The following is a 13,405-nucleotide window of genomic DNA, read 5'->3' as shown; positions in this document are numbered from 1 at the left end:
AATAGTAAAATATAAATAAGAATACAAATATGAAAAATAGATATTTTCTTTTCGGAGCTGCCGTTTGCGGTATGATGGCGTTAGGCCTTACATCATGCAACAACGATGAGTTCCTTGCAGTAGATAAATACGACTCAATTGATCCTTCTGGATTGTTTGAGAAGAATTCTAACGCCATTAAAGGTTTGAATGGTGTCTATGATATGATGTATCCTAACGATGATTTCGATGGCGACTGGGGATTTAAGCCAAACCTGTTCACAGGTTGTCACCCTACCATCGACACACAGGCTACAGGTTGGGATAAGAACTGGAACTCACAGGCTTGGAATGCCAACTCATCTGAGTTGCTAAGTGGTTGGAAGCATGTATATGCAGGAATCTGCCGTGCTAACGACTATATTGCAGGTCTTGATGCTGCAGAGACTAACCTGGAGTTCACAGAGAAGTACAAGACTCACCTGAAGGGTGAAGCTCATGCTTTGCGTGGATTCTTCTATCATTGGCTGGCTACCACATTCGGTCGTGTACCTATGCTGGAAACTGGTGAGACATACAACAACACTCCTACAAAGGCACGCGCACAGACTTATGCAGAGATGTGGGACTTCATTATTTCAGACTTTAAGACTGCAGCAGATCTTTTGGACTGGGCGCCTCTAGATGGACAGTATGGCCGCGCAACAAAGGGTATGGCTCTGGCTTACCTGGGTGATGCCTATATGTGGAAGGCTTATCGTCTGACAGATGGTGCAAACGGTATTACTGATACTGGTGCTGATCCTACAACTGCTGCTAAGTGCTATGAGCTCGCTGCTGACTGCTTCAAGCAGATTCTTGACAGCAAGACTTACAAACTGAATGAGTCGTTCACCACTCTGTGGGATCCCGCATCTGCATGGGGACCTGAGGCTATCTGGTGTGAGCAGCTTGATGAGGGTACCAACTGGGGACAGTGGGGTAACCTGACTTCTAAGCTGATGCTGAAGTGGTATACTGCATGTCCTGAAAACGGTGGTTGGGGTTCACTTTACCTCTCTTGGGAGTGGTACTCTTGCTACGAAAAGGGTGACAAGCGTCGTGCCGGTTCTTGCTACACTGGTGCTGTTCCCCAGATCGATCCTAACAACGCTGCATACGATTCTAAGTACGAGGGTTGGTACGAGCCCGCTATCTACGGTGTAAACCCATATCTGCAGGAGGTTCTTGGTAAGGGTAAATCTGGTACGGCTACCAAGCAGTTCCACTTTAACAACGGTGAGTGGGCACCTTCTATCTGGAGTTCTAAGATGTGGCGTACCGCTTCTGCCGACTATAAGTCTTGGGGTGATGGTCACTGGAGCCCAACTCCTATCTACTGGAAGCGTCTGCCTAACGTGATGCTCGACTATGCTGAGTGCTTGTTCCGCTTGAACGGTGGTGACGATGCTACAGCTTGGGCACAGATTGACGAGCTCCGTGAGCGTGCATTTGGTAAGCTCGAGGCTGGTAAAGAGCAGGCTCTTACTGATAAGTATCTGCCATACTACAACAGCTTCGCTGATTGGGTAGGTCGTGAGGATGGTTCAGAAGCCGCTGGTGGTGTTTTCCACAAAACTCGTACAGAGTATCCTATTCCATTCGGAAGCAATGACGCTCTCCGTGAGGATGCAAAGACATACTACACAGCTTATGCTGCAAAGAAGGGCTTCAAGTCTCCTGTTTGGCAGGTTGCTGTTAACACTGAGCGCCGTAAGGAGTTCAACTGTGAGTGGTGTCTCCGTCCAGATATGCAGAAGTCTAACTTCATGGCTGACCACGTGTCTACCAACTATCCTAAGCAGAGCGTTGAGAATCTGAAGGATGTGCCCTGGACCAACCGTGATTACGACTACAACGATTTGAAGATGGATATGCCTATCCCACAGGATGAGCTTATTAAGAATCCAGCTTGTGATCAGAACCCTGCTTACCTGGGTAATAATTAATTGACTATATTTTAAGTTAGTTATAGTAGTTAGTATTAGACACATTGTTTTGGTATTTAGAAGATGCTGCGTCGCGATGACGCGGCATCTTTTTTTGATTATTTTTTTTGGTAATATTATAATTATGTTGTATCTTTGCGGCATCTTTTTCTAACTAATTATGAACGTAAAGGAATATATACAGAATAATGGGCGTTGGCTGCTGGTAGCGGCTCTTGGAGTGGCAGTGTTTTGCTACTTCCTGTTTAAATTGCCCTTCTTGATGCTGGCTCGCGAACAGTCGCAACTGTTTTTGTGGAATACCGACTATCTGGTGGAACGACTTATCATTCCTGGTGGGTTGGCACAGTATCTGGGCGAGATGATTATTCAATTCTATCTTAACCCTCTTTATGGTGCTTTATGGTATGGCGTATTGTTTGTAATCGTGCAGATGCTGACTTATGGCGCATTTGGTAAACCGCAGAAATGGTATTTCTGGCTGCTCAGTCTGGTGCCATCGGTGGTGCTTGTATATCTGTGGACCATCATCCATTTCCCTATGACATTGACAGTTGCCATCATATTGGCTTTGGCCTTGGCAAATCTGGTTAGTGTATTAAATGACAAGGCGCAGCTAGCTTTGCTGATATTCCTGATGCCTGTTGGCTACTGGCTGATAGGTCCTGCCATCATTCTGGCTATCATACCTTATTTATATAATAAGAAGCATATTCCGTTTGTGGCAGGACTTGTTGTGCTGCTGGTGGGTTGTGTAGTTTTAAGCGCAAGGCTTGCTCCATATCCACTGGCACAGTTGACGCGAGGCGTAGACTATTATTGGGACGACAAGAAACTGGGCAGTTATGAAGAGATGGCATTTGACATGAGGATTCGTAGGAATCAGGCCAGTCAGCAAGAGATGCTAAATAACTTCTCGCCTTCAACAGAGGCGCTTCGCAGTATCTCAACAGCATTTTCCGTGAGCGACATTGCAATGCAAATAGGTATGGTGAATATTGCCCAGCGCGCTGCCTTTGAGGCGATGGAGGCTGCACCAAATTATAATAAGAGCGGCAGAGCCTTGCGCCGACTGGTAGAAACGAACCTTATTACAGGACAGACTGAGGTGGCGCTGAAGTATATTGCTATACTCGAGCAGACAACCTTCTATCGCGGTTGGGCTGAAAGAATGAAACAGATGGCTGAACAGCCAGAGTTGTTGAACAAACATCAATATTATCATCGTTTGAAAGAGATTTATGACAATGGCAAAGATGTATTCTTCTATTAGAAATATAGTTTTAAGTATAGGGTGCTGGGCGTTGGTGGCTTGTAGCCCGACTCCCACCAATGTGACAAAAGTGAACCAAACACCCGAGATATACCCTGATTATGTGGGTGTTACTATTCCTGTGGATATAGCACCGCTTAACTTTGCTATGGCCGATGATGCTTTTGCTACGATTGATGTAGAGGTGAAAGGAACAAAAGGAGGAAGTATTCATGCTAATGGTGATTATGCCGACTTTGATGTTGACGAATGGCATCAGCTGCTGAAGCAGAACAAAGGCGGAGCACTCACATTTGCCGTTTGTGCCAAAAAAGACGGACAATGGACTGGATATCAGGAGTTTACAGTAAATGTGAGCGATGAGCCTCTGGAGGCATGGGGTATCACCTATCGTCGTATACCACCCAGCTATGAGATGTATAGCAAAATGGGACTTTACCAGCGTAATCTGAGTAACTTCGACGAGGAAGCGCTGCTTGTAAATACCCAAACACCGAACCAATGTCTGAACTGTCATACGGCTAATCGCACGAATCCCGATCAGTTTGTGTTTCATGTGCGTGGAAATCATGGTGCTACCGCCATTGGTAAAAACGGCATAGAGCTGTTGAAGGCGAAGAACGACTCGCTGGGTGGTTCGATGGTTTATCCCTATTGGCATCCAGGTGGGCGATATTGTGCTTTCTCTACCAACAAGACATCGCAAATGTTCCACACCAATATGAAGAACAAACGAATTGAGGTGTACGACTCATCGTCGGATGTGTTTGTATATGATACCGAGACTCATACCGTGCTTGGCGACACCATTATTATGAAAAAATACTGGGCAGAGAATACGCCAGCTTTCTCGCCTGATGGCAAATGGCTCTATTTTACTACTGCCAAGCGTCAGATATATCCCACAGACTATGATAAGGAGAAATATAGTTTGTGTCGTATCAGTTTCGATGAGAAAACCGGGAAACTAGGTGAGCAGGTTGATACATTGCAGAGTGCTGAGTCTACTGGGAAGAGCTATACCTGGCCTCGTCCGTCGTACGATGGCAGATACCTGATGTATACTCAGACTGATTTTGGCTACTTCTCTATCTGGCATCCGGAAGCAGATTTGTGGTTACTGGATTTGCAGACAGGTGAGACCAGACCGATGACCGAGGTAAACAGCGAAAGAACGGAGAGTTGGCATAACTGGAATGTAAACAGTCGCTGGTTCTTGTTTACCAGTCGCCGTGAGAATGGACTTTACACACAGATTTACCTGTCGATGCTAGACAAGCAGGGCCAGGCAACCAAGCCTTTCCTGTTGCCACAGCGTGATCCTAAACGTTATTACAGAGAGTTGCTATACTCGTTTAATACGCCCGACTTTACGTCGAAGCCTGTAGACTATGATAGCTATCAGACTGCTATGAAACTAAGTGGAAAAGAGCGGGTGGCTACGAAATTTCAGTAGCCTCCGCATCTTCGATGATAATCTCGGGTTCTTTGATGATCTCGGGCTCATCAATAACTTCGGGTTCCTCAATAACTTCAGGCTCGATAAATACCTCAGGTTCTTCAATAACCCTGGGAGCTTCAGTCATCACTGGCTCTGGCTCTGACTCCGGTGCCTGTGCGGGCTCTACTGTTGGCTGTGCTACTGGCTCAACCTCTGGCTCTTGTTCTGTTTCACTATTATTTTGGAGCATCTTTCTGCCGCCCTTGTACCTGATAGTCAGCAATGCGATGTCGTCTCTCTGCTCAAAGTCGCCTGCGAAACGGTTTACGGCATCAAGCATATTCTCGATAAACGGTTTGGGGCGTGGATCCAGTTTCATGGCTTGCAGGGCGCAACCCAGCATGCGTTTCTCGTTGAAGACTCTGTGTTCGGCATTCTTTACCTTTGTCAGTCCGTCGGTGTTCAGGAAGATCATGGTTCCTGGTGTCATCAGTATTTCCTGAGCTTCGTACTTAAAGTTTGGCTTTTCGCCTATAGCTATATTTTGCTCTACCGGCAGGTGATGCAGCTCGTTGCTTACCAACAATGGTGCATCATGGTTGGCATTACAGAAATGTAGGGCGCCGGTGCTGATGTCGAGAATACCTACAAACAGTCTTACTGCCTGACCTTTCTCGCCTTCCTTGGCTATGGCATTGTTGATGGATGACACAATATGGTCTGGCTTATCCTCGAAAGCGATCGCTGTACGGAACTGTGCCTTGACAACGGTGGTAAGGAGTGAAGCTTTAACACCCTCGACGGTTGCTTCGCCTACACAGAAGAACAGCTTTCCGTTGCGCATGGCGTAATCCAGGATTCCGCCGCCTTCCATCAATCCAACGGTTGTTGAGCTCCAGATGTCGAAGAACTTATGCTGTGGCAGTTGACTTGGGGCGATTACCTTTTGTATGTTCTGCGCGATGCGAAGTTCTGAAGCCTCACGCTCTTTCACAATGGTGTCGGCCTCCAGACGGTCGTAGTCGTATTTCAGATCTTCGAATTCGGCCTCCATACGTTTGGCTAGACGATGGCGTATAACGACAAAGGCTGTCATGCAGAGAATCAGGAAAACGAAGCCTGCTACAATCAGAATCTGATATTTCCTGTTTTTCTTGGCTTGTAACTCCGTTGTCTTCTCTACATTCTTCACGATGACGGCCTGTTCCTCTTTCTCAATCTTTCTGGATTTTGCAATAGCCTGGCCTAGTGAGTTGCTGATGTCCATTGCTATCTTCATGGCTGAATCACGACGGCCTGCCAGCACGTTGGTGCGATACTTCTTCAGAACCAGGTTCTCGATATTCTCAATCGAGTAGTTCTTCACATTCTCACCCATCATGGCGTCAAGACTGTTGTAATTCTCTGAGGCCTCGTCCCATCGATGGGCGGCAGTCAGATAGTCGTTGGCATCAATGCGTCCCTTTGGCGTCTTGCTGAACTGGGTAGTCAGGAATTTGTCGTAGGCCTTGGCTGCTTCGTCTGATTTGTGAAGTCCTTCAAGTGCAATGGCCTGATAGATGTCGTGACGTGCCAACTGGCGGTCAATGTACTCGGCATCGGCATCGGGGCGCTGCTCGTATTCGCTCAATATCTGTCCGAAGCGGGTGGTCCATACCAGAGCCTCTTGCCATTTCTTGGCCCAAATGTAATCATAGGCAATGTTGATAATACCTGTGATACCATCCTTATAAACCACATCGTTATGATAGGTCTCGATGTTTTCCATGTGTCGCTGGTAAGCCTTGGTAAATCCGTCGGCATTACCATCGGCTGTGCCCATGCCTTCCTGGCAGCAACCTATATATATAAGTATGTTCAGATAGTCGCTGGTGCTGTCGCAGTCAAGCGATTCCAGTTTGCTGGCAACAGGGATGGCTATGTTCAGGCCTTCCTCGTAGTCGCCTCTTACCGATAGCATGTTGGCCAATCGGCTAGCTGACTTGGCATAATATGTCATCTCATCGCCGTCGGTCGACTCTTTGGCGGCATCGATAGAGGCTTTCCAATAATATTCTGCCAGTCTCTGGCGTTTCATCTTGTCGCAGGCATAGCCTCGCCAATAGCAGGCTTTGGTAGAAGAGATAATCCCATTCGTCTCCAGACTGTCTACAACCTTCATCAGCTCGTTGTAATTTCTGTTTTTCTGCGATGCCTCAATCAGCTTGTCAACCTCGCTGATCCGGGATTTCTTTTCATCATCGTTACATGCTACTATCAGTACACTGGTCAATACTACCAGCAGAATCCAAAGCTTTGTCTGTTTCATATATCGTTTCAAGTCATTGATGTTTCCGGATGCAAAGATACAAAAGTATTTTAAAAAAACTCAAAAACCGGATAAAAAAGTGCATATATAGTCAAGATGATACTCATGAAAAAGTAAATGTAACTTAGTGAAAAGACACTTTTAAGAAAAGTGTATACCTTTGCAACCATAATAAAGTACTCAACACAATAGTTATGTATCAATTGAAAATAAAAACTATGATTCTGGCATTGGCACTTCTGATTCTGCCTGCCAGCATGTCGGCCCAGAAAAGAAAGGCCGCCCCTAAAAAGAAGGCTGTCATCGAACAGGTGAAGCCCGTAGATGAGAATTTTTATATCTTCCTTTGTTTCGGTCAGTCGAATATGGAGGGTGCTGCCCGTCCTGAGGCTCAGGATCTGGCCAGTCCAGGCCCACGTTTCCTGTTGATGCCTGCTGTCGATTTCCCGGAAAAGGGCAGAAAGATGGGCGAATGGTGTGAGGCTTCGGCTCCTTTGTGTCGTCCTAACACAGGTTTGACTCCTGCCGACTGGTTCGGTCGTACTCTCGTAGCTTCGTTGCCTGAGAATATCAAGATCGGTGTTATCCATGTGGCTATCGGTGGTATTGACATCAAGGGATTCTTGCCCGATAGCATCGGAAACTATATCAAGACAGCTCCAAACTGGATGAAGGGTATGCTTGCCGCTTACGATAATAACCCATACGAGCGTTTGGTAACTCTGGCTAAGAAAGCTCAGAAGGATGGTGTGATCAAAGGTATCCTGATGCACCAGGGTGAGACCAATACCGGTGATCCCAAGTGGGCTAGTATGGTGAAGCAGGTTTATGATAACCTGTGTGGAGACCTTCAGCTGAAGCCCGAGGAAGTGCCCCTCTATGCCGGTAACATTGTTCAGGCTGGCGGCAAAGGTGTTTGCATCGGTTGCAAAAAGCAGATTGATGAGCTGCCACTGACACTGCACACTTCTCAGGTCATCTCTTCTGATGACTGTACTAACGGCCCTGACCGTCTGCACTTTGATGCCGCAGGCTATCGTGAATTGGGTTGTCGTTATGGTGAGGCTGTGGCCCGTAACCTCGGTTACGAGCCCAAGCGTCCATATATCGAAATGCCTAAGCGTATTGAAGTACCTGCCGATGCTGTTACTGTAGAGAATGCCATTCCTGGCAATGAGTTCCCCAAGATTGACAGTCAGCGTCGAGCCTATTTCCGCATCAACGCTCCTGAAGCCCGTAAGGTGGTGGTAGATATCTGTAGCAAGAAGTACGATATGCAGCCTGATGGTAAAGGTGGTTTCATGGCTGTAACAGATCCTCTGCCTGTTGGCTTCCATTACTATTTCATGAATATTGAAGGCGTGAACTTCATCGATCCTGCATCTGAGACCTATTTCGGTTGTAACCGCGAGGCTGGTGGTCTGGAGGTTCCCGAGGGTCCAGAGGGCGACTACTACCGTCCACAGCAGGGCATTGCCCACGGTCAGGTGCGTAGCATTTACTATCCTTCTGCTCACGATGCAAATAGTAAATTGTCAAATGGTCAAATAGTTTGGCGCCATGCGCTGGTTTATACGCCTGCCGAGTATGAGAAGGGAAAGAAAAAATACCCAGTACTCTATCTGCAGCATGGTATGGGCGAGGGCGAGACCAGTTGGATGTTGCAGGGAAAGATGCAGCACATCATGGATAATGCCATTGCTAAGGGCGAGGCAGTTCCTATGATCGTGGTGATGGAGAGTGGCGATATCAAGGCTCCATTCAACTTTGCCGGGGGCGGCTCAAACGAGCAGGGACGCAGTGAGTATGGTGCTTCGTTCTATCCTGTTCTGCTGAATGATCTGATTCCTTATATAGATAGCAACTTCCGTACAAAGGCCGATCGTGAGAACCGTGCTATGGCCGGACTCTCATGGGGTGGTCACCAAACATTTGATGTGGTGCTACAGAATCTCGATAAGTTCGCTTGGATGGGTACCTTCAGCGGCGCTATCTTCGGATTGGATGTTAAGACGGCTTACAATGGCGTATTTGCCAATGCTGATGAGTTCAACAAGAAGATACATTACTTGTATATGAACTGGGGTAGCGATGACTTTGTGAATAGCCAACCAATCGTTGACAGTCTGCGTGAACTGGGGGTCAAGGTAGATTCTTCGGTATCAGAAGGTACAGGTCATGAGTTCCTTACCTGGCGTCGTGGACTCCATGAGTTTATCCCACATCTGTTCAAGAAGTAAATCAATCTCTATATGCCTTAATTAATGCGCCCCTGTTCAGCTTAAGCTGGCAGGGGCGCTAGTTGTTGGTACAATAATTATGATTTCTTAGTGAAAAATATTTTGTATTTTGCATGATTTACACTACCTTTGCGGCGGAAAAAAGATTTAGCATTACTAATAAACTAAATGAAAAGATTATCTCTCTTTGGATTTCTGTTGCTGTGTATTGGAATCCTGCATATACAGGCATATAATATCAGGCATATTTCAAGTGGCGACGGGCTGTCGTCAAGTTCTGTATTGACCATAGAACAACAACCCAACGGCACGATGCTTTTTGGAACTGTCGACGGACTGAATAGTTACGATGGACATAACGTATGGCTAACCACATTTAACGTTGGTCAACGCCTATATGGCAACCTGATAGAACATGTGCTGACCGTAGAGGAAAACAAAACGTGGGTGCTTACCAACTATGGACTGAACATCGTTACTGAGAAGGGACGGACGGTGCGCTTCTATCCGCAATTCCAAGGTATCAGAAGAATACGCAAGAACCCACAGAACGATGGTTTTATTCTGACTGACGACAAACTGAACTTTATCGACAAGCGCGATGGCAGCATGCATGCCCTGCCATTGAAAGGCGTGAAAATTACGAATGTATGCGACTTTGCCGTTACTAACAATGAGCTCCTGCTGTTCTGTAGCGATGGCATCGTGGCTTATCCACTACGCACAGAGAAAGGACTTTATGCCATAGGCAAACCTAAGAAGCTGCAGCAGATGCAGCTGATAACAGCTGTGCCCGACGGCGATATCGAATACTTGGTGACCGACCAGGGACAGCTATACAGTTACAGCCTGACCACACGGGCGATGCACTATGAGATGACACTTGCTGCAGAGATGGTGCGTAGAGGCTACGTGAACGATGTGTTGCAATACAAGGGATCGCTTATGATAGGATTTGCCGAAGGTGGTGTGGTGAAGGTGAACCGCAAGGCCGGTAAGCCTGCTGAGATGATCGACCTCGGGGTAGAGACGGGTGTGTTCTGCCTGCACAAAGACCGTCTGGGCGATATCGTATGGATTGGCTCCGATGGTGGCGGCGTGCTGATGTATAGCGATGAGCCGCTCACCATGCGCTCATTCCGTAGTACATCAGTACGTGCCGGTAAGTCGTGCCCCATACGTACGCTGTTGAAGGATGGTGAGGGCAACCTCTGGATAGGTACAAAAGGCGACGGACTGATACGTTTGCCACAATTCAGTATCTATCAGAATCCACGTCAGTTGGGCGAGACAGTTTTCAGAGAACAGAACAGCGGACTGACCAGCAACGTGCTCTATCGCCTGGTTGAGAGCAAATATCCATGGTTCTGGATAAGTGGAGCCGATGGCATCTGCTACTACTCGTATGTCTCGAAAACGATTAGTCCGGTGCCATCAGATCCGCGTCCTCAACAGATTATTGACATACATGAGGTGGGCAACGAGCTGTGGATGGCCACGCTTGGCTCGGGTATCTATCGGGCTGACATCACTGTGGAAAACGGACAGCCGCGACTTACCAACATGCGTCGATACGTGGTTGACGGTGGTAAGGGGTCATCTAACTATTTCTTCTGTCTGACCCACGACGAGCAAGGCCGTTGGTGGTTTGGCAACCGTGGAAAGGGACTCTATACGTTTGATAACAACCAGTTGAAACCTGTGCCTCCAACTTTACAGACCCAAGACCCTAGTGTGAACGATGTGTTTGCGCTACTCGCAGTGGGCGATAACCTGTGGATAGGCACAGGCATGGGCATTCTTATACGAGATAAGCACGGGCGAACCCGTCGGTTGAGCACCGCTGACGGACTGCCTAACAACACCATACATGCCTTTACGAAAGGTCTGAGTGGCGAGGTCTGGGCAACAACCAACAGCGGACTGGTACAACTGTCGAATACCGGTACCGTGATGAAAGTGTACGGCATGAACAGCGGGCTCGACGTGACAGAATACTGCGATGGAGCCGCTTTTGCCAAGGGGGCAGAGCTGTTCTTTGGCGGAATAAACGGCTTAACGGCCATCAAGAGCGACACCACGGTACGTCAGCAGGTGCACGAGTCGAAAATAGATTTTACGGCGCTCGACATTCTTGGAAAGCTGCAGAATATCAATGAGTTTATGGATGGCGACGGCGATGCCCCCATCTTGACACTCGACCACACGCAGAACACGTTTGCCATCAGTCTGGCCACATTCAACTATCTGGAAGAGCCATATTACCATTACCTCTACCGACTTACCGATAGCGGCGAGTGGATAGACAACGGTTCGAGCAACGTTATCTCGTTTACACAGATGGCGGAAGGCAGTCATACACTCTATGTCAAGGCCAAAAATATGCTCGATGGTAGGGAGACAGCTGTTTCGCAGCTGCACATCGACATAGAGCCGCCCTATTACCGCACCGTGTGGGCCTATCTGCTTTACACCCTGTTAGGCTTAGCGTTGATAATAGCCATAGCGCGCCACTGGTACGAGAACCAGAAGTTGCACCAGCAGATGGAATTGGCCCGACTTGACCAGCAACATCAGGATGAGCTCTACGAGGAGAAACTGAAGTTCCTGACTAACGTGGTGCACGAGCTGAACACGCCACTAACGCTGATTTACGGTCCCTGCGAACGTATATTAGCCTACAGTGGTGCCGATGCGTTCGTCAAGAAATACGTGGGCAAGGTGATACAGAACCTGAGTCGACTGAACAGTCTGATACAGGAAATTATCGATTTCCGTCGTGTGACCTCGGGGCATCACGTCATCAGCTGGCGCCGTGTAGATGTGTCAGGTGTCATCAGCGACTATTCGAATGCTTTCACTGAGATGGCTGAGCGCAACAACATCATCTATCAGCAGGACATTGAGCCGGGTATCGTATGGACATCCGATGATAAGGCGCTGAAGAGTATTGTGGGTAATCTCATCTCGAACGCCTTCAAATACACCAAGAGTGCCGGCACCATCAAGGTAAGACTGGCCCGACAGGCCGACGGCCTGTTGTTCTCGGTCTACAACTCCGGTCGTGGCATTGCGCCCGAAGACAGACAGCGGATTTTCGACTACTATACCGTGTTTGACAGTGTAGAAGAGAGTCCGAACATGGGCCAGACCTCGCGCAACGGTCTTGGTATGGCCATCTGCCATAATATGACGCTGCTGTTTGGCGGTCGCATAGAGATTGACAGCCAGGTGGGCGAGTACGCCCAGTTTAATGTGTTCCTGCCCGAACAACCGCTGCCAGCAGGTGTGAGCGAAGAGGTGGTGACATCCGACAAACAGGATGCCGACATGGCCATCAGCATTCCGTCGACGACAAGCACTGCGCCCCGCATGCCGTACCAGCACCCGAAGATGGCTGGCGACAGAACACCTACTATTCTTGCCATCGACGATAATCAGGATATACTCGACCTGCTTACCGACAGCCTTTCAGACTACCGTCTGCTAACGGCCCTCAATGCCGAACAGGGCATGGCATACCTGAAAGAAGAGACGCCCGACCTGATTATTACCGATATTATGATGCCTGGTACCGACGGACTGGACTTTACCCAACAGGTAAAGAACAACAAGCACACCATGCATATTCCGCTTATCATCCTGTCGGCCAAGACCTCCGACGAGGAGCGTATCGAGGGATTGGAGAGCGGTGCCGACGTCTACATCAGCAAGCCTTTCAGTTTGAGCCTGCTGCAGGCCACCGTGACCCGACTGTTAGAGAACAGGAACGTGCTGCGCGAGTACTATAATTCGGCAGCCTCGGCCTACATCTACTCGTCGGGCGAACTCATCTCGAAGGAGTGTCGTGGATTTGCCGACGAGGTGACACAGATGATTGACGAGCATCTTGCCGACTCAGACCTCACGCCAGAGGCGCTGGCAGAACTGATGAGCATGAGTCCGCGTAATCTCTATAGGAAGTTCAGCGATGCCAATCTTCCTACACCTAAGGATTACATCAAGAGTTATCGTATTCACGTGGCAGCGCGACTGCTCACCACAACAGGAATAACCATACAGGAGATTATCTACAAGACGGGTTTCAACACGCGTTCGCAGTTCTACACCGAATTCCGAAAACAGTTTGGTATGACGCCCAAGGAATACCGCGAGCAGCAGCAAACCATCTGATGC

6 protein-coding genes are annotated in these 13,405 nt (G+C 48.2%); 5 read left to right on the top strand and 1 reads right to left on the bottom strand.

Annotated features, from left to right (window positions below; translation table 11 throughout):
- Positions 1–29: 29 nt before the first annotated feature.
- The 3 genes from BUB86_RS03560 (at position 30) to BUB86_RS03550 (ending at position 4,696) form a co-directional block, all read left to right on the top strand.
- Positions 30–1,967: a RagB/SusD family nutrient uptake outer membrane protein gene (locus tag BUB86_RS03560; protein ID WP_073205561.1), complete on the top strand. Its 1,938-nt coding sequence runs from the start codon at positions 30–32 to the stop codon at positions 1,965–1,967.
- Between the two features lie 160 nt (positions 1,968–2,127).
- Positions 2,128–3,240 carry a DUF6057 family protein gene (locus BUB86_RS03555; protein WP_073205558.1) on the top strand — a complete coding sequence of 371 codons (1,113 nt, stop codon included), beginning with the start codon at positions 2,128–2,130 and terminating at the stop codon, positions 3,238–3,240.
- 61 nt (positions 3,241–3,301) lie between these two features.
- A complete protein-coding gene (locus BUB86_RS03550; protein ID WP_254795087.1) occupies positions 3,302–4,696 on the top strand; it encodes a TolB family protein in 1,395 nt (464 codons plus the stop codon).
- On the opposite strand, the gene BUB86_RS03545 is transcribed toward BUB86_RS03550, so the two are convergent.
- Complete coding sequence (locus BUB86_RS03545; protein WP_073205554.1) at positions 4,680–6,989, bottom strand: SpoIIE family protein phosphatase; 2,310 nt, start codon at positions 6,987–6,989, stop codon at positions 4,680–4,682. The two genes, BUB86_RS03550 and BUB86_RS03545, sit on opposite strands and share 17 nt — an antisense overlap.
- A 194-nt stretch (positions 6,990–7,183) precedes the next feature.
- Between BUB86_RS03545 and BUB86_RS03540 the strand changes: the two genes are divergently transcribed.
- Positions 7,184–9,229, top strand: coding sequence for a bifunctional carbohydrate acetyl esterase/feruloyl esterase (locus tag BUB86_RS03540; RefSeq protein WP_073205551.1), 2,046 nt, complete (start codon positions 7,184–7,186; stop codon positions 9,227–9,229).
- 168 nt (positions 9,230–9,397) lie between these two features.
- Positions 9,398–13,402: a hybrid sensor histidine kinase/response regulator transcription factor gene (locus BUB86_RS03535; protein ID WP_073205547.1), complete on the top strand. Its 4,005-nt coding sequence runs from the start codon at positions 9,398–9,400 to the stop codon at positions 13,400–13,402.
- Positions 13,403–13,405 lie beyond the last annotated feature (3 nt).

This window comes from Xylanibacter ruminicola (genome assembly GCF_900142525.1).
GTDB lineage: Bacteria > Bacteroidota > Bacteroidia > Bacteroidales > Bacteroidaceae > Prevotella > Prevotella ruminicola_A.
Note: the sequence above shows the minus strand (reverse complement) of the source record. Positions and strands in the feature narration are given on the sequence as shown.